The organism is Microbacterium sp. UBA3486, from assembly GCF_002377845.1.
Lineage (GTDB): Bacteria > Actinomycetota > Actinomycetes > Actinomycetales > Microbacteriaceae > Microbacterium > Microbacterium maritypicum_A.
The window spans coordinates 1-22,702 of sequence record NZ_DFQP01000041.1 but is presented as its reverse complement, the minus strand read 5'-3'; the positions used below and the strand labels follow the sequence as shown (position 1 = coordinate 22,702).

The following is a 22,702-nucleotide window of genomic DNA, read 5'->3' as shown; positions in this document are numbered from 1 at the left end:
CCACAGGAGCGCGCAGATTTGCTCTGCGCGCCGGTAAGACGTACCCTTACTTGGTTGACTTATGCCATTTTTGGCAGTACCCCATGTCTCCGGTCGAAGTGAACCCGGTGGCAGCATTCCCGGAGTGATTCCATGAGCAAGCGCACCTTCCAGCCCAACAACCGTCGTCGCGCCAAGAAGCACGGCTTCCGTGCCCGCATGCGTACGCGTGCAGGCCGCGGCATCCTCGCTGCACGCCGCGCGAAGGGCCGCACCGAGCTCTCTGCGTAGTCCGCTGTGCTCGCCCGCCCGTATCGGCTGACCCGCGGGAGCGACTATCGTCTGGTCGTTCGCCGTGGTTCCCGTTGTGGCGGGGCGCGCGTCATCACCTCGATGCTGACGACGGGCGAGAGCAGAGCCGCAAGGTTCGGATTCATCATCAGCAAGCAGGTGGGCACCGCTGTGGTGCGCAACACCGTGCGTCGTCGGCTCAAAGCCGTGTGTGCGGAGGCGCTCCCGGGTGTTCCCGAGGGCACGGATGTCGTCATCCGTGCCCTTCCTGCGTCTGCCACGGCCTCCTTCGCGGAGCTTCGAGCCGATGTGGAGCGCTGCTTGGGCAGACTGACGCCGGCACCTGCCGCGGTGTCGGCATGACCGCGCTTCCAGCCTCGTCTGTCGGGACCGCGCAGTTGCACGCGCAGGACCTGATCCGCAGCATCCCGGTGATCCCGCGCAATCTCGTGCTGGGATTCCTCACCGCGTATCGCAAGGTCATCTCCCCGATGTACGGAGATGTCTGTGCGTACTATCCCAGCTGTTCCGCCTACGCTGTAGGTGCGGTGCAGCAGCACGGTGCAGTGAAGGGAGCAGCGCTCTCGGCATGGCGCATCCTCCGCTGCAACCCCTGGACTACCGGCGGCGTCGATGATGTCCGTCCGCACGACCACTTCCGTTACGACCTGACTGCACACGGTTTCGTCGTCCCTTCCCGAAAGGACTGATCGGTGGGTCTTGACCTTCTGCTCGCCAGTGCGACTCCCAGCCCCGAACCCGCGGCAGGTGGGTTCGATCTGATCGGCACCATCCTGTGGCCGCTCAAGTGGGTCGTCGAGCTCATCCTCGTCGCCTGGCACTGGCTGTTCACCGCCGTCGGGCTTCCTGCGGCATCCGGCATCACCTGGGTGCTGTCGATCGTCGGACTCGTCGTTGTGGTCCGTGCCGCTCTGATCCCGCTTTTCGTGAAGCAGATCAAGAGTCAGCGAAAGATGATGGAAATTGCTCCTGAACTGCGAAAAGTTCAGGAGAAGTACCGCGGCAAGAAGGATCAGCTCTCTCGCGAGGCCATGAGCCGCGAGACCATGGCGCTGTACAAGAAGCACGGTACGACACCGATGTCGAGTTGTCTGCCTCTGCTGGTGCAGATGCCGATCTTCTTCTCGCTGTACAGCGTGCTGAGCGATGTGAGCAAGCATGCGAAGGCAGGTGGTGGTGGCGTCGGGCTCCTGAGCCCGGAGCTGACGAAGGAGTTCTACGACGCCAAGCTGTTCGGCGTCGCCTCGCTGCACGAGAACCTCGGCAATGCGATCGATGCGAAGAACACCACGGCGATCGTCATCCTGGTCACGCTCGTCGTCCTCATGATCGCTTCGCAGTTCTTCACGCAGCTGCAGATCATCTCGAAGAACCTGTCGCCCGAGGCCAAGACCGGCCAGGCGTACCAGATGCAGAAGATCATGCTCTACGTGCTGCCGCTGGGCTTCATCTTCTCCGGTGTCTTCTTCCCGCTGGGCGTCGTCGTGTACTGGTTCATCTCGAACCTCTGGACCATGGGCCAGCAGTTCCTCGTCATCCGCGAGATGCCGACACCCGGTTCAGAAGCCGCCAAGGCTCGCGAGGAGCGTCTCGCCCGCAAGGGCAAGGCCATCGATTCCTCGGGCAAGGTCGTCCCGATGGCCGCTTATGAGGCGGAGCAGCAGCGTCTGCTCGAAGAGGCCGAGAAGGCCAAGGCGGAAGCACCGAAGCGTCAGCAGCCGGTCGGCAAGAAGCGCGCGAAGAAGAAGGGGAGCGGTTCATGAGCGAGACCATGACCGACAGCACCGAGCCCACCGTGGCTCAGCTCGAGAACGAAGGCGACGTCGCTGCGGACTATCTCGAGGAACTCCTCGACATCGCGGACATCGATGGCGACTTGAATCTCGACGTTCGTCAGGGCCGCGCTTATGTCTCGGTCGAGGCCGAGGGAGATGCATTGGCGTTGCTCTCCGCCCCGGATACGGTGCAGGCGCTGCAGGAACTGACGCGTCTCGCGGTGCAGAGCAAGACCGGTTCGTTCTCTCGACTGATCCTCGACATCGCCGGCTCCCGCGACACCCGTCGCCGTCAGTTGGAGACGTTGGTCGATGCCGCCGCCGCGAAGCTCGACGAGGGCTCGTCCCAGGCGTCCCTGCCTTCGATGTCGAGTTACGAGCGCAAGCTGGTGCATGACATTGCTGCCGAACGGGGTCTGGTCTCCGAGTCCTACGGTGAGGGTGCCGACCGCCACACGGTTCTTCGCCGTCGTTGATGTTTCACGTGAAACATCGTTTCGGGGGCAGGCATGAGTGAGCTGGAGCAGGAACCCTCGGTCGCTTCCGATCTCTTCGGAGACCGCATCGATGTGGCACGTTCGTTCACCTCAGCTCTCGCTCGCGAGGGGGAAGAGCGGGGCCTCATCGGTCCACTCGAGCTCCCACGGCTATGGACGCGTCACATCCTCAACAGCGTGATCGCTGCTCCCCTCTTTCACGGTTCCGTCGCTGATATCGGCTCTGGTGCCGGACTTCCTGGCCTGGTGCTCGCGATCGCCCGCCCGGACGTGCAGTGGACGCTTGTTGAACCGATGGAGCGACGCGTCACCTGGCTCAACGAGCAGGTCGATGGACTGGAGCTCTCGAACGTGACCGTTCTTCGATCGCGTGCGGAGGATGTACGTCCTGCGGAAGGCTTTGATGTCGTGACTGCTCGCGCCGTCAGCGCACTGCGCACCCTGGTTCCGTTGACTGCTCCGCTGGTTCGAGATGGCGGCGAACTCGCTCTCCTCAAGGGGATGAACGCACCGAATGAGATCGAGGCGGCCCAGAAGCAGATCAAGAAGTTCCGTCTGACGGATGTAAGGGTCGAGGTCTTGGGGGAGGGTATCCTCCCCGAGACCACCCGGGTGGTTCGCGCGCGCGTTCGTTAGGTCCGTCCATCTCCGCAGGTACGCGGGGTGTTTCACGTGAAACACCCCGCTTTTCTGTGTAGTGCTGTCGGGGCCAGTTTGCCTCGAGCCGGAGTGATGTGGGCTTTGGACGTGATGAATCGTAGGGCGCCTGTTTTCCGTAGAGGCCAGACGACCCGGGGGATGCGTTTGGGCTCCCGCCGGAGGATACTGGTGGGAGCGGGCCAAGCACGCCGGTGCTCTGTCCTTGCTATGCCTGTCGGGGGAAAGCGGGGCTGGGGCGCCGCTCGACGAGGAGATCGCTGAAGTGCCGCCCATTGCGCGGCGCACTTCTTCGTCGAGCGGACTAGAGGAGGTGTTTCACGTGAAACACGGTGGATCAAGGCACCTCGTGGCGCAGCCTCGCGTAGTGGTCCTGTGTCTCTGGGCGCTCGACTGGGCGCAATGACGACGTTGTGGGGAATAGCCATCGCGGATTGCCGTCGGTGGAGTTGTCACGGGCTGTCAGCGTGATGGCTTGTGGGTGTCGGTGTGCGTGTGGGCGTGGCAGATGCACTCCCAGAAATGAGGTGTGCAGGCTTGCTGCCGGCAGGGGCCCGGTGATGCCGAACACGCTTGCTGCCTGGTTTCACGTGAAACACTGACGTGCGCACAGCCGTGAGATCGACGGCTCAATAGCTCCGACGAGTCCGCCTTGACGGAGCGAGCACTATGCGGACCCCACCTTCGTAGAGGCCCGTCTGCCTCAGTCACGGTTCTCGATGACTTTTGAGGGGTGTTTCACGTGAAACATGACCGCCCGTTCGTCCGCTATCCCGCGTGAAGACCGTTCTGCCACCAGAACCGCGCGAGCGACATTGATCTGGAGAGGCGCGGATAGTGGGGTGGGGGAGGGAGGTGGCGACTGTCTTTTGCTTGCGAGACGTATCCCTCCAAGGGTCGACGTCTTCCATGTGCGCCTCATCTATCTGCGCCTGACCTTTGGCCACCGATCGCCGGTGTTGCGGATTGCGGTCTCTCTTGTGAAGAGGGACTCCCTGTAGACCTGCGATTCGCCGTAAAACTGGGACTTCCTGTGGAGAGTGGTCTTCGCGGGGGAGCGCGATCTGTCGCTGCTTCCCACTCCGGGGCGCGGGGATCCGCGTGGTTGTCCCAACGCATGGTCAGGCAGGGATGGACCTCCTCTGGGGATCACTGCGCTCGCATTGGTGTCCGATCTCGACCGTGCAGCCGCTCTTCACTCATGTTTCACGTGAAACGCCGCGAGGTGTCGTGGCTGCGCCGCGTGCGGCCATCTCGAGGTATGTCCTTAAGAGGCTGATCGCCGCCTTCCGACGCAGAGCGGCCTTCTCCGTGAGCGCAGTACGAGCGAGTTGATGTGGGGAAGAATGCCGCTCTGCGCCAGGCGTTGTTGGCGTTGGGGGTGGCTGCAACTCGGTCAGTGCGGCTAGGGGAGTGTGGTTGAGGGAGTGTGGCTGAGGGAGTGTGGCTGAGGTATTGCGCTTCGGCTGGGGCGCGCGGGTTCGCGGGCACGCTTCAGGAGACGCGGCTCGGCATGAGAATCCAGGCGCCCAAACTGGACATGCTCAGGATGTGGCCCGCGGGTGTTCCGCGGAGGACAAGCCGGCCCCAGGGATGCACGAGCCTCGCGAACGAAACCGTTCACGTGAAACAACGACCTCGACAGCCAAAAGGGCCCCTCAGACCCCTTGAGATCTCGGATTCCCTCTGAACGCAACACACCCTCGAGGGGCCCACGGCGTACGCTCCGTCATCGAAGGTCAGTCTCTAGCGATTAGAGTGGAACGCGGCCCCGAAAGGAGTGGATGTTTCACGTGAAACAGTCCGAGAAGACGTCATCGAACGGATCGTTCGGGATGGATACGCCGCTCGCGCGGGAACTCGCTGACCTCTCCGCGCGTCGGCGCGCACTCGAGGCCACCACCGTGGAGTTCACCGGGGAAACCCGTGTGCTGACGGTGTCGAATCAGAAGGGCGGTGTGGGTAAGACCACTACCGCCGTGAACATCGCCTCCGCTCTGGCGGGAATGGGGGCCAAGGTTCTGGTCATCGACCTCGACCCCCAGGGCAATGCATCCACGGCCTTGGGTGTGCCGCACAGCGCTGAGACTCCCAGCGTCTACGACGTACTGATCGACGAGTTCCCACTGGCGGACATCGTGCAGGAGAGCCCCGAGGATTCGAACCTCTTCTGTGCGCCGAGCACCATCCATCTCGCGGGTGCAGAGATCGAACTCGTTGCACAGGTCGCCCGAGAGCATCGCCTGCGTCGCGCGCTCGAGGCGTACCTGGCCGACCACCCTATGGATTTCGTCATCATCGACTGCCCCCCTTCGTTGGGGCTGCTCACGATCAACGCCTTCACGGCCGCGACCGAGGTCTTCATCCCGATCCAGTGCGAGTACTACGCCCTCGAGGGACTGAGCCAACTGCTCGGGAGCATTCAGATGATCCAGAAGCACCTGAATCCGGTCCTTCACCTCTCCACGATCCTGCTCACGATGTTCGATGGTCGTACGCGCCTGGCGCAGCAGGTCGCCGAAGAAGTGCGTACGCACTTTCCGGATCAGGTACTCGAGACGGTCATCCCGCGTTCCGTCCGTGTATCTGAGGCCCCCAGCTTCGGTCAGACCGTGATCGCATACGACGGTCAGTCCGCCGGCGCGATCGCGTACCGTGAGGCCGCTGTTGAAATCGCGTCGCGCACAGCGACGCAGAGCAAGGAGAAATGATGGCGAAGCGCACTGGGCTGGGTCGGGGTATCGGCGCCCTCATCCCCACAGCTGATCAGTCGGAACGTCCCGTCGACGTGTTCTTCCCTGGTGCGAGCCTGCGACAGGCGAACGCGGAGACCGCGCCGGAGGTGGAGGCCGACGCACCCGATCTCGAGATCGTCCCCGGCATCCACCTGATCCAGGTCGACCCGAACACGATCGTCGCCAACCCCCGCCAGCCCCGAACGCACTTCAACCCCGAAGATCTCGCAGAACTGGTCCACAGCGTTCGTGAGTTCGGTGTGCTGCAGCCCGTCGTGGTTCGCAAGAACACCGAGGGACAGTACGAGCTCATCATGGGCGAGCGGCGCACTCGTGCCGCTCGCGAGGCAGGCCTCGACGTCATCCCCGCGATCGTCCGCGACACCGCCGACGAAGACCTCCTGCGGGACGCGTTGCTCGAGAACCTTCACCGCTCCGAGCTGAACCCGCTGGAAGAGGCCTCGGCCTATCAGCAGCTGCTCGACGACTTCGGGATCACCCAGGAAGAGCTGGCCACCCGTATCGGACGCTCTCGTCCGCAGATCAGCAACACGATCCGTCTGCTGAAACTGCCGGTGCCGGTGCAGCAGCGGGTGGCGGCGGGAGTCCTGACCGCAGGCCACGCACGCGCGATCCTCAGCCTCGACAATCCTGAGTCCATGCAGCGCCTCGCGGACAAGGTCGTGAACGAAGACCTCTCGGTGCGCGCCACGGAGGAAGCGGCGAAGTCGCAGCCCAGCGCCGGCAAGTCCGTGAAGCCGACTCCCGGTGCTCGACGTGCGTACCTCGATGAGGTCGCCGGCAAGCTCGGTGACCGGCTGAACACCCGGGTGAAGATCGCGCTCGGTGCACGAAAAGGCCAGGTCACGATCGACTTCGCTTCGATCCAGGATCTCAACCGCATTCTCGAAGAACTGGGAGAGGGCGGCTACGGCTCGTCGAAGTGATCTCCCGACGGGAGCAGCGCTAGCCTAGACTCGCGTCATCGTGACGACGAGGGGGATGTCATGTCGAGAACAGCCGGTCCAGCAGCTATCAAGCGCCGTGTGATCGCCGTCAGTATCGCGGCCGCGTTGGGTGGTTTCCTCTTCGGATTCGACACCGCCGTGATCAACGGCGCCGTCGACGCGCTGGCGGGCGACGTCTCGGGGTTCGATCTCGGGACGGCCCTGAAGGGCTTCGCCGTGTCTTCGGCCCTCATCGGCTGCGCCGTCGGTGCCTGGTTCGCGGGTCCGGTCTCCAACAAGTACGGCCGCATTCCGGTCATGGTCGTCGCCGCCGCGATGTTCTTCATCTCCGCCATCGGTTCCGGTCTCGCCTTCAGCGTTGTCGATCTCATCATCTGGCGAGTCATCGGGGGCCTCGGCGTCGGTGCGGCCTCGGTGATCGCACCGGCCTACATCGCCGAGGTATCGCCGGCCGCCATCCGCGGGCGCCTCGGCTCCCTGCAGCAGCTCGCCATTGTCACCGGTATCTTCGCGGCACTGCTCTCCGACGCACTGCTCGCCGGTATCGCCGGTGCCGCGGACCAGCCGCTGTGGGGTCTCACCGCGTGGCGCTGGATGTTCATGGTGGCCGCGATCCCTGCCCTGGTCTACGGTCTCATGTCGCTTCGGCTGCCGGAATCTCCGCGATATCTGGTGCGCAAGGGTGAGCTGAAGAGAGCTGCCGACGTTCTCGAGACCGTCACCGGGACCGTCGATGTGCAGGGGAAGATCGACGAGATCACCGGAACCATCGACACGGAGCGCTCGGAGTCGCTGCGTGACCTGCGCGGCAACCGTCTCGGCCTGAAGCCGATCGTCTGGATCGGCATCCTGCTGTCGGTGTTCCAGCAGTTCGTCGGCATCAACGTGATCTTCTACTACTCGACGACCCTCTGGCAGTCGGTGGGCTTCGACGAATCCAGCGCTCTGCTCACCTCCGTCATCACCTCGGTCACGAACATCGTCGTCACGATCGTGGCGATTCTGCTGGTGGACAAGATCGGTCGCCGGATCATGCTGCTGGTGGGTTCGGTCGGGATGACCGTGACGCTGGGCCTCATGGCTGTGGCATTCTCGTTCGGCACGCTGGACGCGCAGGGGACGGCGACGCTTCCCGACCCGTGGGCCACCATCGCCCTGATCTGCGCGAACGGTTTCGTCGTGTTCTTCGGCGCGAGCTGGGGTCCGCTGGTGTGGGTCCTGCTGGGCGAGATCTTCCCGAACTCGATCAGAGCCGGTGCTCTCGCCGTCGCGGCTGCAGCGCAGTGGGTCGCGAACTTCTTCATCTCCACGACGTTCCCGGCGTTCGCTGAGATCGGCCTCACATTCGCCTACGGGTTCTACGCGTTCTTCGCGCTCCTGTCGTTCTTCTTCGTGTTCTTCAAGGTGCCGGAGACCAAGGGCAGGGAGCTCGAAGACATGACCGAGAACATGAAGGTGGAGCGCCGGAGGGGCCCGCAGCCGACGTAGGCTGGAAGTATGACCGAGTCCGTACAGCGTCGCGCCAGCCTGGAAGTGCTGCGTGCCGAAGCGGCGGACGAACTCGCGGTCCTCATCCAGGAGCGCCTTCTCGGGGGAGAAGACCCCTGGGAGTTCATGGAAGAGCTCCCCAGCGTCGATGAGCTCGTCGTCTACCTGCTGCGCGCGGACAACATCAATGCGAACGACGGCGTGCGTCCCAATGCGGCCCGACACTATCGCGTGCTCCGGCAGATCGCCCTGGAGTACCCGGAGCTGACATCGGCCGTCTGGGGCCTGCTGGACGAGAAGCAGCGCCACCGGCGCTGGGATCCGACCGTCGCCGACGCCTCCTGAGGTGGGCGTGGTTCTCGTTCCCCACGATCCGAGCTGGGCAGCGGTCTTCGAGAACGTCGCGGTGGAGCTGAGGGAGTGCGGGAATCCGCACTGGCTCGTCGAGCACATCGGATCCACCGCCATCCCGGGGATGGATGCCAAACCGATCATCGACCTCGCCGTGCGAATCGCCGACGAGGATGACTTCGGGCGGCACCGAGCCGGTCTCGAAGCCGTGGGGTGGAGGCTCGGGAGCGGAGTGCGCAGCCACCGGGTGATGATCTTCGAGCAGGACGGCGTCCGCACGCGAATCGCCCACTTCTTCGGCGCGGACGAGTGGGCTGATGTGAACCAGCGGATACTTCGGGACTGGCTGTTGCAGCATCCGGACGACGTCGAGCTCTACGCACGTGCGAAGCATGCCGCCGTGGGCACCGCCCTTCGGGGAGAGGGCTCGTACAACGACGGGAAGACGGCCGTGATCCAGAACATCCTCGATCGGGCTCGCGCTGCGCGCGGACTGCCGTCCGTCTCGGTGCACGACAAGCACTGAGACGGACGGCGTCGCGGCCGCGATGCGTCGCGGAGACGAAGAAGGGGCCGTACCTCTCCGGGAGGTACGGCCCCTTCTTGTCAGAGGATCAGCCGATGAATGCGGCAAGGTCCTTCTCAAGCGCGAACTTGGGCTTGGCGCCGATGATGGTCGTCTTGACCTCACCACCGTGGAAGACCTTCATCGCCGGGATCGAGGTGATCTGGTACTTCATCGCCAGCTCGGGGTTCTCGTCGACGTTGAGCTTGAGGATGGTGATCTTGTCGGGGTTGTCGGCCTGGATCTCGTCCAGAACCGGGGCGACCATACGACACGGACCGCACCACTCAGCCCAGAAGTCCACCAGCACCGGACCGTCGGCCTGCAGAACGTCCTGCTCCCAGGTCGCCTGGCTCGTAGCCTTTGCACTCATCAGAGTTCTCCTTGATTCGAGGTTCGTCTGCTACAACAGCCGACGAGGGGAAAGTGTTCCCGGGCTATGCCGAGGCGGTGAGGATCTCAGCGGCCTCGGCCGCCGGGACCTCGACGGAGGCGTCTTCGAAGTCTGCGAGGAAGTGCTCCGCGTCGAGAGCGGCGACCGTCCCCGTGCCGGCAGCCGTGATGGCCTGACGATAGGTGGGGTCGATGACGTCGCCGGCAGCGAAGACTCCGGGAACCGAGGTCTTCGACGAACGGCCGTCGACCCAGATGGTGCCCTCCGACGTCAGCTCGAGCTTGTCATGCACGAGGTGCGTCCGCGGGTCGTTGCCGATCGCGATGAAGAGTCCGTCGAGCGGGAGGTCGCTGAGGGTGCCGTCGACGGTCGAGCGCAGCTGCACGCCGGTCACGGAGTCGCCACCGAGCACTTCGGCGACCTCACTGTTCCACACGAACTCGATCTTCTCGTTCGCGAAGGCGCGCTCCTGCATGATCTTCGACGCTCGCAGGGTGTCCTTGCGGTGGATGACGTAGACCTTGTCGGCGAAGCGGGTGAGGAACGTGGCCTCTTCCATCGCGGAATCGCCGCCTCCGACGACCGCGATCGTCTTCTCGCGGAAGAAGAACCCGTCGCACGTGGCACACCAGGAGACGCCGTAGCCCGAGAGGCGCTCTTCACCTTCGATGCCGAGCTTGCGGTAAGCGGAACCGGTCGCGTAGATCAGGGACTGCGTCTCGTGCTCCGCACCGCTGCCGAGGATGACCTTCTTGACGGGACCGTCGAGCTGCAGCTCGGTGACGTCGTCGTAGACGACCTCGGTGCCGAACTTCTCCGCCTGCTCCTGGAACTTGGCCATGAGCTCCGGTCCCTGGATGCCTTCGGGGAAGCCCGGGTAGTTCTCGACCTCGGTGGTGTTCATCAGCTCGCCGCCGACCTCGACGGAGCTCGCGATGAGCAGCGGCTTGAGGTTCGCCCTGGCCGCGTAGATGGCAGCCGTGAATCCGGCGGGGCCGGAGCCGATGATGATGACCTGACGCATGTGCTCTCCGTCTTAGAAACTGCAGTCGAATGACCTTCGAATGCTTCAACCCATGGTAGCCGCGAGGCATTCCCCGCACAGTCTGTGCCGCTGCGCTGGGAGAAGCCTCCGGGGCGGGATCAGCGACCGGGCAGGAAGCGACGGATGAGGGCGCTGCCGGCCTTGAGCTCAGGGGCGCGCATCGCGGCGAGGATGGCGATGTAGACGATCACCACGACGAGCCCGATGATCGCGGTGCCGAGGGCGCCCTGGATCTTGTCATCCATCGTCCAGCCTGCGGTTCCTCCCAGCAGGGCGAACGCTCCCCAGCCAGCGAGACCCGCGGGGACGCCGGCGATCGCGAAGCGAACGATGGCGGACATCCAGGAACGGATCTGCAGGCCGCCGATCTTGCGATGCAGCAGCCACGTGGCGACGATCGTCTGCAGGATGCTCGCGATGGACTGACCGAGCGCGACCGCCGCGGCGAGGGAGGTGAGGGGGATGATTCCCGCTTCGCGCATGCCCAGCGCGATGAGCGCCGTCACCACGATGAGCACGCACTGGAAGATCGTGAACCAGAACGGGGTGCGCGTGTCGTCGTACGCGTAGAACGTGCGCTGCACGATGAACAGGACCGTGAGCGGGATGAGCCCGACGAGATAGGCGAGCAGCACCAGTGCGGCTGCCTGGGCGTCGTCGGCGGAGGCGGTGAACACCCGAGAAGCAGGGATGGCTGCGGCCGCGACGGCTGCCGTTGCCGCGACGATGAAGAAGAGCAGTGTGCGGATGCTCTGCGCGATGTCGGCACGGACTTCATCATCGCGGCCGGCGGCGGCGTGACCGCTGATCTGGGTGAAGTAGGGAGTGCCGATCGAGAGCACGATCACCGAGTACGGGAGCATGAAGATGAGCCAGGCATTCGCCGTCACGGTGGCGGAAGCACCGAAACCGGCGACCTCGCTGACGATGTAACCCTGGAGGACTCCGGCGGAGAGACTCGCGAACGCCATGAGGAAGGTCCAGCCCGCCAGCCGTCCGACATTCCCGAGTCCGACACCCCGCCAGCGGAAGTCGGGTTTCAATGCGAGCCCCGTGCGGCGCCAGAAGAGAAGCAGGACGACGGCCTGGAGTGCGATGCCGAGAGTCGCCGTGCCACCCAGCAGCGTGATCATCTGCGGCGTCCAGTCGGCGGCCTTCGTGGACACCGGCCCGAACAGGGCACCGAGCGCAAGGAAACCGGCGATCGACACGATGTTGTTGACGACGGGCGCCCAGGTGAACGGACCGAAGATCTTCCGCGCGTTGAGAGCCTCGCCGAGCATCGCGTAGAGGCCGTAGAGGAGGATCTGGGGGAGACACCAGTATGCGAGTGCCGTCGCGAGCGCGAGAGTGGCCTCGTTCGCCTTGCCGGCGACCAGGTGGACGAGCCAGGGCGCCGCGGCGGTCGCGATCCCCGTCACCACCACGAGCACCACGGTGCCGAGGGTGAAGAGCTTCGAGATGAACGCGTTGCCGCCGTCGGCATCCGCTGTCGCCTTCACGATCTGCGGAACGATGACGGCGGTGAGGATTCCGACCGAGATGAGGGAGAAGACGCTGTTCGGCAACTGGTTCGCATAGGTGAACGCGTCTGCTGCTTGGGATGCGACCGAGCCGAGGACGCCGACGAGCACGATGCTGCGGAGCAGGCCGGTCAGTCGAGAGACGAGGGTGCCGGCGCCGATGACGGCGCTCGCGCGGCCGAGACTACTCAATCTGTCTCCCGTCGACGGTCTTGTCTCCAGTCGTCGGTGCAGGAGCATCGGATTCGGCCTCCGCGGCCACCTCGTCGAGTTTCTCGAGCTCGGCCTCCGCCTCGGCCTCTTCAGCAGCCTCCCGGCGCTTACGGCGGACCGTCCGGATCACACCGAGGGTGATCAGGAGGACGGCGAGACCTCCGAAGATGACCAGGCCGATGGTCTCCCACTCGGCACGAACGGCGACTCGGATCTCCTGCTGACCCTGGATCTGCACGCCGGTGGGGCTGTAGAGGCTGAGCCGCAGGTCGACCTCACCGCTGCCGACGCGTGCCGACACCGGGACCTTGACGCGTTTCGTCGAGTTCGCCTCGACGACGGTCTCGGTCATCGGGGTGACTTCGAGACGCGGGTCGGTCGGTGAGACGAACAGCTGCACCGTCACCGGCCATGGAAGGTCGTTGCGCACGGCGATCGGCAGGTCGGCGTTGGCGGTGAGCAGCTGGATGGTGCTCGACGGCGGGATGCTCACGGCCGCGAGCGTCTCCGTGGTGCGCTTCCGGTGCTTCTCGACACCGTCGGCGAAGGACTTCGCCGACGATCCGACGGCCAGCGTGCGGAGGATCCTGATGCGCTCGGGGCTCAGCAGCACCTGGGGGTCGGTGAGGATCGAGGAGAAGGCGGTGAGAGTGCCCTCATCGGCGAGGAGCTCGTTGACCGCGGTGGCGCGAGCGGGATCGGCCTGGGAGGTGAGGGCGGCCGGGACCGGCGGTGTCGCGCGGAGCGCGGACAGCTCGAATCCGATCGAATCGGCGGCCGAGATCGCGTCGCGCAACGCGTCGGCGTCGCGGTTCTCGTCGCGGTCGAGTCCGACGAGCAGGGGGGCGCCGGCGACGCGATCCTCGGCGAGCAGGAGCAGAGCAGCGGCCTCGGCGAGGAGGCGCTGGCGATCGAGCGGGTCCGCTTCGGCCGCGACGTCGGACAAGGATTCGGACAGGCCCGTGTCTGTGACCAGGAGGTCGTTTCCGCCGAGCGTGGCGTGCGCCGCACTCTGTCCGCCGAGCGCGGCCGAGGAGACGACCGTGGTCGTGCCCTCGCCGAGGTAGCGCGTGAGAGAGGAGAGGTCGTCGGGTCCGAGGTCGTCGTCCGGCCACAGGATTCGAGGAAGGGCACCCTCGACGGCCGTGAGCTCCTGGTCGTCCGGAAGCTGCGGCGTGTTGGTCGGGCTGGGGGACGGGCCCGGCGTCGCGCTCGGTCCGTCCGTCGGGGAGACGCTGGCAGGTGCCTGCGGGAAGTTCGCGGGATCGAGGAACGGAGCCAGAGTCGTCGGCTGCAGGAGTGCGGGTAGCCCCGCCTGCGCCTGAGCGGTGGCATCCGCATCGCCGAACTGCAGTGCGAACCGTGCGTTGGGAAGAGCTTCGAGACGGGTGAGCCAGTCCTGGGCCGACCGCGGCGCTGAGGAGCCGAGCACGCGGATGGCCGTGAGGATCGACGGGTCGATCGCGAGCACCGCGGTGGTTCCTGCGACACCGTCGAGCTGAGCGGTGAGAGCACCGTCCGGCGCGGTGAGCGCGGCGAGTTCGTCGGAACTGAGCAGCGCCCCACCCTCCGGCGTCGCGGTGACCGGGACCAGGACACCGACCTGCGTCGTCTGGGAGTCCGCCACGACCAGCACGCTCGTGGCGGCGGCCGCGACGGCAGTCGCGCGATCGTCGGTGGCGCTCGCCGTCTTCGCGCCGGTGAGCTCTGCGCGCAGCGGGTACACACCAGGGGTGAGATCGGAGAGGGTGTCGGCGGGCACGAAGACCGTCGCCGTGGCCGACGTGTCGGCCTCGAGTGGCGCCGTCGTCTCGGAACCGATCGTCGCGAAGTCGCCAGGAGCCTCACCCTCGTCGAGCCAGCTCGTGACCGAAGCCTCATCCGTCAGGGGAGTCTTGCTGAGCTCCACCTGTACCTGACCGCCGGAGAGCTTCGAATCCGTGTCGTTCTGCAGCGTAACCATCGCCGTGGTCGCGGAACCGGGGGCGACGAGCCCCCGCAGACCCGCGGAGACGTGGAACCCGATGCTCTGCTCGTCGTCTGAGGAGGATCCGCCGGCGGCGATGGCGGTGCTCGGGAGGGCGACTGTGCAGGCGCCCAAAGCGATCGCGAGTACAGCGGTCCCGCCTGCGAGCCTTCGCAGGCGCGCACGGAAGCCGTGCTCGGGGGTGATCGCGGTCATGAAGGTCTTCCTCGAACGCCCGGAAAAGGGCTGATCGTGAGTACTGACCCCCTGATTCTAGGAGGCCTGGGGAAGGAGAACCCTGAAGACGCGTAGAGTGACGGCCGTGTCCGACACCCCCGCACCCCACACCGACCCGCTTCTCGTCGCCGCACTCGCTTCTGATCTCGACGCCGCCGACCTGCGTTCCGCGCCCCTTCGCCGACTGTGGGGCGAGGAGGCCGACGATGCCCTCGCCCGCGGGATGAGAGAGCCTATCCTGCGCGCGATCGCCGGTGACGGGGGCGTGCTGGCGACCCTGGGACGCCTCCTGGTGCTCGGCATGCCGCAGCCGCGGGTGGCGGTCGCCACCGCATTGCCGCAGCTCGGAGTGGACGGGCTCGTGGCGCTCGCACTCGCGACAGCCGATGCCGATGCCGTGACCCCGACCGTCCTGCTGCGTCCACAGTCGTTCGTAGACGCCGACGGCGTCGGGGAGTGGTGGATCGCCAGCGACCTCGATGAGGTCGCGCTCGACGGCCCTCTTCCTCTCGACCACGTGCTCGGGGTCGGCGGGGCGTCGCGCACTCTCGCTGAGACGATCGTTCCCATCCAGGTCGATCGCGCGCTCGATCTGGGGACCGGGTGCGGGATCCAGGCGCTCCTCGTCGCCCGTCGGGCCGGCACCGTGATCGCGACCGACATCTCGGAGCGCGCCCTGGCCTTCGCGGAACTCAACGCCCGCCTCAACGGCGTGGCCAACATCGAGTTCCGACACGGCAGCATGTTCGAGCCCGTCGCGGGCGAGGCCTTCGACCTGATCGTCTCCAACCCGCCGTTCGTCATCACCCCCCGGATGGACGGCGTCCCGGCGTACGAATACCGCGACGGCGGACTGGTGGGAGACGCGCTCGTCGAGCAGTTCGTGCGGAGCGCACCCGCGTATCTGACGCAGCACGGCATCGCCCAGCTGCTCGGCAATTGGGAGTCGCAGGCCGGGATCACGGGCCTCGCACGTCTCGACGCGTGGGTGCCGAGCGACATCGACCTCTGGGTGATCGAACGCGAGGAGCTGTCGCCGCTCGGTTACGCGGAGTTGTGGATCCGTGACGGCGGCACCACACCCCGCGACCCTGCGTTCACCGCGCTGCTGACCGCCTGGCTCGACGACTTCGCCGCGCGAGGGGTGACGTCGGTCGGATTCGGCTACGTACTGATGCGGCGAGGCTCGACGCCTCCGCTTCGCCGTACGGAGCGCATCGCCCAGCCGGTCTCCAACGTCGGCGCCGCTCTCGCTACCGGGCTGGCCGCGCACGACGCCCTCGCCGACGGGCTTCCTGCAACGCTGGTGACGGCACCCGATGTCACCGAGGCCAGGCACCTGCTCCCGGGCAACGACGACCCCAGCGTCATCGAGCTGCGACAGGGTGGCGGCTTCGCCCGGACGGTGAACGTGGACACCGCGCTCGCCGGTTTCGTGGGCGCGTGCGACGGTGAACTCACCGTGGTGCAGATCGTCTCGGCCCTGGCCGACCTCTTCGAGGTGCCGCTCGCCGACCTGTGGGCCGAGCTCGAGCCGCGCATCCGGTCGCTGGTGCTCGACGGCATGCTGGTGCCCGGGGAATAGCTGCGGAATGCATGCGTTGGAATAGATCATGAAGGCTTTCGGATTCCTCTCCTTCGGGCACTATGCGGATGTGCCCGGCTCAGCGACCCGCACCGCGGGGGACATGCTGAAGCAGACCATCGCTATCGCGGAGGGTGCAGACGAGATCGGTGTGAACGGTGCATACGTGCGTGTGCACCACTGGGCGCGTCAGGCGGCCTCACCGATGCCCCTGTTGACGGCCATGGCCGCGCGCACGAAGCGCATCGAGGTCGGCACCGGTGTGATCGACATGCGCTACGAGAACCCGTTCCAGTTCGCGGAAGAAGCGGCGGCGCTGGATCTGATCTCCGACGGACGCATCGCGCTCGGGGTGAGTCGTGGTTCACCCGAGACGGCTCTGCGCGGGTATGAGACCTTCGGCTACGTCGATGACGAGGACACCGAGCGCGGCAGCGTCATCGCACGCGAGAAGTTCGACCTGTTCCTGCGCGCGATCGACGGCGAGGGAATCGCCCCTGGTGATCCCCGCATGGTGGGCGCCGGACGCTACCTCGCGATCGAGCCGCAGTCGCCGACGCTTCGCGATCACATCTGGTGGGGATCGGGTTCGCGTCCCACCGCGATCGAGACGGGTCGCAAGGGCCTGAACATGATGAGCTCGACGCTCGTCACCGAGGCCACAGGGCAGCCCTTCCACGAGCTGCAGCGTGAGCAGATCGACCTCTTCCGCTCGGCGTACAAGGAGGCCGGTCACACCGGCACCCCGCGCGTCTCGGTCAGTCGCAGCGTGTTCCCGCTGGTGTCCGACATGGACCGGGCCTACTTCGGCCTTCGGAGCGAGGAGAACGCCGACCAGATCGGCATCATCGACGGGTTCCGTTCCACGTTCGGCAAGACCTATGCGGCGGAGCCCGACGTGCTGATCGAGCAGCTCCGACAGGACGAGGCGGTGATGGCCGCCGACACCCTGATGCTGACGATCCCGAACCAGCTCGGACCGGAGTACAACCTGCATGTGCTGGAGTCGTTCGCGAAACATGTGGCACCCGCACTCGGATGGAAGCCGAACACGGAAGGGCCTGTCCAAGGCGACGCCATCTGATCAAGACCCTCGTCCTTGACAAGGCCTCGCTGAACGCTGACGCTGGGTGACGGCGCGTCGATGGATGCGCCGTCACCCGTGCAGTTCCGGAGGCAGTCATGACCCGTGTTCGCGTCGATCTCAACATCTCGCTCGACGGCTTCGCCACGACGACGGATCAGACTCCCGAGAACCCGTTCGGCGAGGACTGGGGGCGGTTGACGGCGGCATATACGGCAACCCGCACGTTCCACGAACGCGTCTTCCATGACACCAGCGGGGCGGGCACCACCGGAGTGGACGAGAAGTACGCCTCGCACTACTTCGAGAACATCGGCGCCGAGATCATGGGGGCCGGGATGTTCGGACTCCACGCGAACCCGGACGACCCCGACTGGCGCGGATGGTGGGGAGAGGAGCCGCCGTTCCAGGCTCCGGTGTTCGTGCTCACGCACACCCCGCGTCCGTCGATCGAGTTCGCCAACGGCACGAGCTTCCACTTCCTGTCTGCCGAGCCCGAGGAGGCGCTCCGGAAGGCGGTCGCGGCTGCGGATGGACGCGACGTGCGCGTCGGAGGCGGGGCGACGACCGTGCGCGAGTACCTTCGCGCCGGACTCGTCGACGACCTGCATGTGGGGATCACGCCGATCCTGATCGGCAGCGGGATCCGCTTGTGGGACGACCTGCGCGGGTTCGAGTCGGGCTACCGCGTGACCTCGGAGGTCGCCGAGTCCGGTGTCACGCACATCACGTTCTCCCGCGAGGGCTGACCCGGGCAGGCGGGGTCGATCTGGAAAGCTGGACCGGTGCGCATCCGACCGTTCCAGCCCGAAGACACCGATGCCGTCGTGGCCCTGTGGGAGACCGCAGGTCTCACGAGACCGTGGAACGACCCGCTTCAGGACATCGCCCGCAAGGCGACTGTGCAGCCGCATCTCTTCGTGGTGGCGGAGGACGAGACAGGGCGGATCCTCGGTTCGGTCATGGCCGGCTACGACGGACATCGCGGGTGGATGAACTATCTCGCCACGCATCTCGATGCACGAGGGCTCGGGGTGGGCAGGGCACTCGTCGCCCACGTCGAGGCCGGTCTGCGCGATCTGGGCTGCCCCAAGGTGAACCTGCAGGTGCGGACGGGGAACGCCCAGGTCGTCGAGTTCTACCGACGACTCGGCTACGAGATCGACGACACGGTCGACCTGGGCAAGAGGCTCATCGCCGACGTGTAGTCGCGAGGAATCCACTTCTCTGCGATCCGGTATATCAGTACGCTGACCCCATGCGTTTTCGCCGCAACGGGATCATCGCCGGATCGATCGTCCTCATCGCGGTGCTCGTCGGCGCCCTTCCTGCCGCGGCGGCGGTGACGTCGTGGGCCACGTGGGGCCCGCTCGCCGGCACGGGCGGCGCCTACACGACGACGGTGCAGGTGGCGCCCGATCCTGCGCTCACCGCCACCATGACCAGCGACTCTCGCGCCGGGCAGGTCGGGGTCATCTCCGGGACGTCGACCTGGCTGTCCGAGGGCACACCCATCGGGGCGAAGTACGGATCGAGCAGGGACCAGCCGTACCTGAATCTGCGGCCCAAAGCCGACAACGCGACGAGTCCCTCGACGACGACCTACTCATTCGCCGCACCCACCCCGACCTCGGGATGGGCCTTCGCGCTCGGCGACATCGACTCCGACAGCGTGCGCATCCACGCCGTCGCGCCCGACGGTCACGTGCTGAGTGCCGCCGAGCTCGGCCTCCGAGACCGCTTCAACTACTGCGCCCCGGGTGTCGCCGGAAAGCCGGCGTGCAACGGTGCGGCGGACGACGTCCCGGCGTGGGATGCCGCGACCCTCACCCTGACCGGAAACCCCGCGGCCGCCGACACCAACGGCTCCGCGGCCTGGTTCGAGCCCTCGACCCCCATCCGCTCCCTCAGCTTCATCTTCACCCGCCGGGCCGGTCTTCCCGTCTACCAGACCTGGTTCGTCTCGGCAGCGAACGACATCCGAGGCACCGTCACAGACGCGGTCACCGGTCCTCTGGGCGGTGTCGCCCTGACGCTGACAGACGGCAACGGCTCGATCGTCGACAGGACGACCACTGCATCGGACGGCACCTATTCGTTCCCCGGTTTCATCGCCACCGACGGATACCGCGTGAGCGTGACGGCACCCGAGGACAAGATCGCGGTCGGACAGACCACGACCCCGGTCAACCTCAGCGGCGGCAACGCCGAGGGGGTCGACTTCACGGTGCGAGACATCATCCCCTCGCCCGTCACCGGTCTGGTTGTCGACGTGGACGGCAACCCGATGGCGGGCATCGCGGTCACGATCGGCGGACAGACGATGATGACCGACGCTGATGGACGGTATCTGTTCGACATGGTCCTGGACGGGCCGCAGGAAGCGAGCATCGCCCGTCCGTCCGGATACACCGTCGTCAGCGCCCCGCCGGGGTTCGTGGTTCCCGCAGACAACGAGGATCTGATCACCCTCGCCGACTTCGTCATCAAGGCGGATCCGAGTCTGAGTGGCGCCGTACGGTGGAATGGAAGCGGGGTGCCCGGCGTCACGGTCACCGCTGCGCTGCAGGGTGGGGACACGCTCACGGCGGTGACCGGAGCGGACGGCGGATATGCGTTCCCGCGCCTCCCCGCCGGCAGCTACACGGTGACGATGACGACGCCCGAGGGCTATGTCGCCACATCTCCCGTCAGCCGCACCGCACCAGTCGCGGGAACGGACGTCACGGGTGTGGACTTCGACCTGGCGCGGCTGGGGGCCATCGACGGCACGGTGCGCACCGACGGCGGCACTCCCATCGGGGGTGTGGTGATCGACGTGAATGGACCCGGGGGTCCCCAGCAGCACACGACCGACGCCGACGGCACCTACGGTCTCGGCAGCCTCGCTCCCGGAACCTACGAGCTGAGCGTGCGCACGCCGACCGGCAGCGGTGTGGTCGGCCCGGCGACCCGCACCGTCGTGATCTCCGCTGCCGGCGAGTCCATCGAGGGGCAGGACTTCACTCTCGCGGCGGTCGTCGTCCGACCATCGCCGTCGCCCGATCCTTCGACCGGAAACGGGAACAGCAGCGGCAGCGGACGGCTGCCTGCCACCGGACTCGGACCCGAGACGTTCGCCTGGGCGGCGGGCGGTGCGGTCGTGATCATCCTCGGCGCGACTCTCCTGATCGTCTCCCGCCGGCGCTCAGGGCGGCAGTAGCCCGGTGGCCGCGAGTCGGGGTCAGCTGTCGTTCGGCGGACCGAACAGCTCCTCGCCGTGCTCGTGCAGCAGCTTGTACGCGTCGGCGAAGGTCTCCGGCTCCTGCTCACCGGGCTTGCCGTATCGCGCGAGGAGCAGGCCGAGCAGACCGCGTGCGGGCGGTGTGAGCGGCTTCAGCTGATCCTTCTCTCCGGGCTGCGGTGCCGTGTCCTCCGGGTTGGGCGGCGTGTAGGCCGGGGTGGTCACCGGCCAGTCGGACGGATGCCGCGGCTTGTCGAGGTTGACGACGTTCAGCAGCGTGTTCGCCGACTCATCCCGGTCGTTGAGGGGTGTCAGGCCGTGCAGACGCGAGAGGGTCGCGGTCACGGATCCGTGATGCATCTCGTCATGGATGATGCTGCCGCGCTTGGTATAGGCCGAGACGGCGATGGCCGGCACCCGGCACCCGAGCCGATCGAAGGTGAAGCCCATCTCACCCGGGCCGGTCTCGGGCGTCGGCTTCGTCACGGCGGGCGGCGGCACGTGGTCGTAGCACCCGCCGTGCTCGTCGAAGGTGATGAGCAGCAGGGTGTTGACGGCGTTGGAACCCTTCGGGGACGCGCTCGTGCGCACCGCCTCGTAGATATCGTGGATCAGCCGATCTCCGGCACGCACGTCCGAGATCGCACTGTCGAACACGGCCTCACCGTCGACCTCGCTCTCGCGGGGTGATCCGAAAGGAGGGTGGAAGTCGTTGTGGTCGTAGACCATCCGCGGCTCGATGAAGGCGTATGCGGGGAGCGTGCCGTCCTTCGCCTCGGCGTAGAAGTCCTCCATCGTTCCGAAATGGTCGGTGCGCCAGTACTTCTCCAGCACCGCTGCATGCAGCATCCCGGTGAACGAGACGAGCTGGAGCTTATCGATGTAGATCTTCCAGCTCACCTTCTTGTCCTGGAGCCGGTTGAAGACCGTTGGCGCTGCCGGCGCATCCAACCACTTCCGGTAGCCGCCTCCGGCCTGGTTGGTCACGAAACCGTGAGACGTGGAGGCGTGGAAGAACGAACGGTTGCAGAAGGTCTGCGAGGGGACGCCGGCGTACCAGTGGTCGAACACCGCGAACTCGGAGGCCAGGGTCGACAGCACCGGCAGCATCTCGGGCGAGAACGAGCCCATGATGTGCGCGGCTTCGTCGGGCCGGGGATCCACACCCTTGCGCAGGCGTCGGAAGTTGATGATGTAGTCCTCGAGGAAACCCGACATCGTGGCCTTCTCGCCGTGCGTCGGGGCGTTGAAGGGCGCGGTCATCTCGTCGACGAAGAGGTCGGCGTTCGTCGGAGGATCGACCGTGCCGAAGATCTGCGTGTTGACGTGCGGATACTCCTCGCCCGGATCCGGGTCGGGAAGACTCATGATCCGGTCGGTGTCGCCCTCGTACACGTGCGCGTCGACGACCGTGCCGTCGGAGGCGGTGTTGCTGTACGAGCCGAAATCGAGGCCCTCGAACTTCTCGCCCGCGGGCAGGTTCTCCTTCGAGTACAGGTACCCGAGCAGGTTGTCGAAGGAGCGGTTCTCGCCCATCACGACGACCAGGTGATCGAACCCGGGTTCGCTGCGCGGCGTGAGGGCGGCGAACGGATCGGGATCCGACGCGAAGCCGTCGCGACCGTTACCGGCGATCGAGGTTCCGATGGCCGCTCCGCCCACGCCGCCGACCACCGCGCCCGCGAGAGCAGCTCCACCGACTTTGAAGAATCCCCGGCGGGAGGCATCGCGGGGGGCATCGGGGGAGGGGGAGTCTTCGTCGGCCATGCCGCGATCCTACGACGGTGCTGCTCACGCCCGGGGGGGATTCCGGAGATCGTGGCCGGTCGGAGCGCGACGAAGGGCGCCGCCGAGGCCGAAGCACCGACGACGCCCTCGTACGGATTACTCCGCCTCGGTGGTCTCCACCGTGGCGTGCCGGCGACGACGGCGCATCGCGAACAGGCCGAGGCCGGCGGCGAGGAGCACGACGGCAGCGGCGATGTACGGCAGGCTGTCGGCGCCAGTGGTGGCGAGGTCGCCGCCTGCGGAGCCCCCGTTACCCGTGGAACCGCCGCCGGTCGAGCCGCCGTTGGCCGGTGCCACCGCTCCGCCACCGGCCGTGG

General features: G+C 66.3%; 21 protein-coding genes and 1 pseudogene. 16 read left to right on the top strand and 6 right to left on the bottom strand.

Annotated elements, in window-relative coordinates; genetic code table 11:
• The first annotated feature begins 132 nt into the window (after positions 1 to 132).
• From rpmH to B2869_RS06095, 11 genes and pseudogenes are all read left to right on the top strand, one after another.
• Positions 133 to 270 carry a 50S ribosomal protein L34 gene (gene rpmH, locus B2869_RS06145; RefSeq protein ID WP_013584598.1) on the top strand — a complete coding sequence of 46 codons (138 nt, stop codon included), beginning with the start codon at positions 133 to 135 and terminating at the stop codon, positions 268 to 270.
• 6 nt (positions 271 to 276) lie between these two features.
• The gene (rnpA, locus tag B2869_RS06140) at positions 277 to 633 is read left to right on the top strand and encodes a ribonuclease P protein component (protein ID WP_021201385.1); all 357 of its coding nucleotides are present in this window, start codon (positions 277 to 279) and stop codon (positions 631 to 633) included.
• Positions 630 to 980, top strand: a complete 351-nt coding sequence (gene yidD / locus B2869_RS06135) for a membrane protein insertion efficiency factor YidD (RefSeq protein WP_029259463.1) — start codon at positions 630 to 632, stop codon at positions 978 to 980. The genes rnpA and yidD overlap by 4 nt, the downstream gene beginning before the upstream one ends.
• A 3-nt stretch (positions 981 to 983) precedes the next feature.
• A complete protein-coding gene (gene yidC, locus B2869_RS06130) occupies positions 984 to 2,054 on the top strand; it encodes a membrane protein insertase YidC (protein WP_021201387.1) in 1,071 nt (356 codons plus the stop codon).
• A complete protein-coding gene (locus B2869_RS06125; RefSeq protein ID WP_021201388.1) occupies positions 2,051 to 2,542 on the top strand; it encodes a protein jag in 492 nt (163 codons plus the stop codon). Before yidC ends, B2869_RS06125 begins: the two co-directional genes overlap by 4 nt.
• Positions 2,508 to 3,199, top strand: a pseudogene (rsmG, locus tag B2869_RS06120) (16S rRNA (guanine(527)-N(7))-methyltransferase RsmG). The gene B2869_RS06125 and the pseudogene rsmG overlap by 35 nt, the downstream one beginning before the upstream one ends.
• A gap of 1,805 nt (positions 3,200 to 5,004) precedes the next feature.
• Complete coding sequence (locus B2869_RS06115) at positions 5,005 to 5,931, top strand: ParA family protein (protein ID WP_292763846.1); 927 nt, start codon at positions 5,005 to 5,007, stop codon at positions 5,929 to 5,931.
• On the top strand, positions 5,931 to 6,902 hold the full coding sequence (locus tag B2869_RS06110) for a ParB/RepB/Spo0J family partition protein (protein ID WP_292763843.1): 972 nt from the start codon (positions 5,931 to 5,933) through the stop codon (positions 6,900 to 6,902). Before B2869_RS06115 ends, B2869_RS06110 begins: the two co-directional genes overlap by 1 nt.
• A gap of 60 nt (positions 6,903 to 6,962) precedes the next feature.
• Complete coding sequence (locus B2869_RS06105; RefSeq protein WP_231479931.1) at positions 6,963 to 8,411, top strand: sugar porter family MFS transporter; 1,449 nt, start codon at positions 6,963 to 6,965, stop codon at positions 8,409 to 8,411.
• A 9-nt stretch (positions 8,412 to 8,420) separates the two neighbouring features.
• A complete protein-coding gene (locus B2869_RS06100) occupies positions 8,421 to 8,756 on the top strand; it encodes a hypothetical protein (protein ID WP_021201393.1) in 336 nt (111 codons plus the stop codon).
• Positions 8,757 to 8,763: 7 nt separating this feature from the next.
• Positions 8,764 to 9,288 carry a GrpB family protein gene (locus tag B2869_RS06095; protein ID WP_292763839.1) on the top strand — a complete coding sequence of 175 codons (525 nt, stop codon included), beginning with the start codon at positions 8,764 to 8,766 and terminating at the stop codon, positions 9,286 to 9,288.
• Positions 9,289 to 9,376: 88 nt separating this feature from the next.
• Here B2869_RS06095 and trxA read toward each other — a convergent pair whose 3' ends face one another.
• The 4 genes from trxA to B2869_RS06075 all read right to left on the bottom strand — a co-directional run bounded on the left by trxA (position 9,377) and on the right by B2869_RS06075 (position 14,684).
• The gene (gene trxA, locus B2869_RS06090; RefSeq protein ID WP_021201395.1) at positions 9,377 to 9,700 is read right to left on the bottom strand and encodes a thioredoxin; all 324 of its coding nucleotides are present in this window, start codon (positions 9,698 to 9,700) and stop codon (positions 9,377 to 9,379) included.
• Positions 9,701 to 9,764: 64 nt separating this feature from the next.
• Complete coding sequence (gene trxB / locus B2869_RS06085; protein ID WP_021201396.1) at positions 9,765 to 10,745, bottom strand: thioredoxin-disulfide reductase; 981 nt, start codon at positions 10,743 to 10,745, stop codon at positions 9,765 to 9,767.
• Between the two features lie 119 nt (positions 10,746 to 10,864).
• Positions 10,865 to 12,481 (bottom strand): murein biosynthesis integral membrane protein MurJ, encoded by a 1,617-nt coding sequence (gene murJ, locus B2869_RS06080; protein ID WP_292763829.1) that lies wholly within the window; start codon positions 12,479 to 12,481, stop codon positions 10,865 to 10,867.
• On the bottom strand, positions 12,474 to 14,684 hold the full coding sequence (locus tag B2869_RS06075) for a DUF6049 family protein (protein WP_292763826.1): 2,211 nt from the start codon (positions 14,682 to 14,684) through the stop codon (positions 12,474 to 12,476). The genes murJ and B2869_RS06075 overlap by 8 nt, the downstream gene beginning before the upstream one ends.
• A 97-nt stretch (positions 14,685 to 14,781) precedes the next feature.
• Between B2869_RS06075 and B2869_RS06070 the strand changes: the two genes are divergently transcribed.
• The 5 genes from B2869_RS06070 (at position 14,782) to B2869_RS06050 (ending at position 20,576) form a co-directional block, all read left to right on the top strand.
• Complete coding sequence (locus B2869_RS06070; RefSeq protein ID WP_373695395.1) at positions 14,782 to 16,290, top strand: class I SAM-dependent methyltransferase; 1,509 nt, start codon at positions 14,782 to 14,784, stop codon at positions 16,288 to 16,290.
• Between the two features lie 28 nt (positions 16,291 to 16,318).
• Entirely contained in the window at positions 16,319 to 17,374 is a 1,056-nt protein-coding gene (locus tag B2869_RS06065) for an LLM class flavin-dependent oxidoreductase (protein ID WP_292763822.1), read from the top strand.
• A 98-nt stretch (positions 17,375 to 17,472) separates the two neighbouring features.
• Complete coding sequence (locus B2869_RS06060; protein WP_021201401.1) at positions 17,473 to 18,123, top strand: dihydrofolate reductase family protein; 651 nt, start codon at positions 17,473 to 17,475, stop codon at positions 18,121 to 18,123.
• Positions 18,124 to 18,159: 36 nt separating this feature from the next.
• Positions 18,160 to 18,582, top strand: a complete 423-nt coding sequence (locus B2869_RS06055; RefSeq protein ID WP_292763818.1) for a GNAT family acetyltransferase — start codon at positions 18,160 to 18,162, stop codon at positions 18,580 to 18,582.
• Positions 18,583 to 18,632: 50 nt separating this feature from the next.
• Positions 18,633 to 20,576, top strand: coding sequence for an MSCRAMM family protein (locus B2869_RS06050; protein ID WP_292763816.1), 1,944 nt, complete (start codon positions 18,633 to 18,635; stop codon positions 20,574 to 20,576).
• Positions 20,577 to 20,597: 21 nt separating this feature from the next.
• On the opposite strand, the gene B2869_RS06045 is transcribed toward B2869_RS06050, so the two are convergent.
• Positions 20,598 to 22,364: an alkaline phosphatase family protein gene (locus B2869_RS06045; RefSeq protein ID WP_292763814.1), complete on the bottom strand. Its 1,767-nt coding sequence runs from the start codon at positions 22,362 to 22,364 to the stop codon at positions 20,598 to 20,600.
• Positions 22,365 to 22,481: 117 nt separating this feature from the next.
• The coding region (locus B2869_RS06040; protein ID WP_292763812.1) for an LPXTG cell wall anchor domain-containing protein at positions 22,482 to 22,702 on the bottom strand (221 nt) is incomplete at its 5' end.

Excerpts from the sequence above, each read along its gene's own strand:
- rpmH (WP_013584598.1), top strand. The coding sequence starts at position 133 with ATGAGCAAGCGCACCTTCCAGCCCAACAACCGTCGTCGCGCCAAGAAG.
- yidD (WP_029259463.1), top strand. The coding sequence starts at position 630 with ATGACCGCGCTTCCAGCCTCGTCTGTCGGGACCGCGCAGTTGCACGCG.
- B2869_RS06125 (WP_021201388.1), top strand. The coding sequence starts at position 2,051 with ATGAGCGAGACCATGACCGACAGCACCGAGCCCACCGTGGCTCAGCTC.
- B2869_RS06115 (WP_292763846.1), top strand. The coding sequence starts at position 5,005 with ATGTTTCACGTGAAACAGTCCGAGAAGACGTCATCGAACGGATCGTTC.
- B2869_RS06110 (WP_292763843.1), top strand. The coding sequence starts at position 5,931 with ATGGCGAAGCGCACTGGGCTGGGTCGGGGTATCGGCGCCCTCATCCCC.
- B2869_RS06105 (WP_231479931.1), top strand. The coding sequence starts at position 6,963 with ATGTCGAGAACAGCCGGTCCAGCAGCTATCAAGCGCCGTGTGATCGCC.
- B2869_RS06100 (WP_021201393.1), top strand. The coding sequence starts at position 8,421 with ATGACCGAGTCCGTACAGCGTCGCGCCAGCCTGGAAGTGCTGCGTGCC.
- trxA (WP_021201395.1), bottom strand. The coding sequence starts at position 9,700 with ATGAGTGCAAAGGCTACGAGCCAGGCGACCTGGGAGCAGGACGTTCTG.
- trxB (WP_021201396.1), bottom strand. The coding sequence starts at position 10,745 with ATGCGTCAGGTCATCATCATCGGCTCCGGCCCCGCCGGATTCACGGCT.
- B2869_RS06075 (WP_292763826.1), bottom strand. The coding sequence starts at position 14,684 with ATGACCGCGATCACCCCCGAGCACGGCTTCCGTGCGCGCCTGCGAAGG.
- B2869_RS06065 (WP_292763822.1), top strand. The coding sequence starts at position 16,319 with ATGAAGGCTTTCGGATTCCTCTCCTTCGGGCACTATGCGGATGTGCCC.
- B2869_RS06060 (WP_021201401.1), top strand. The coding sequence starts at position 17,473 with ATGACCCGTGTTCGCGTCGATCTCAACATCTCGCTCGACGGCTTCGCC.
- B2869_RS06050 (WP_292763816.1), top strand. The coding sequence starts at position 18,633 with ATGCGTTTTCGCCGCAACGGGATCATCGCCGGATCGATCGTCCTCATC.
- B2869_RS06045 (WP_292763814.1), bottom strand. The coding sequence starts at position 22,364 with ATGGCCGACGAAGACTCCCCCTCCCCCGATGCCCCCCGCGATGCCTCC.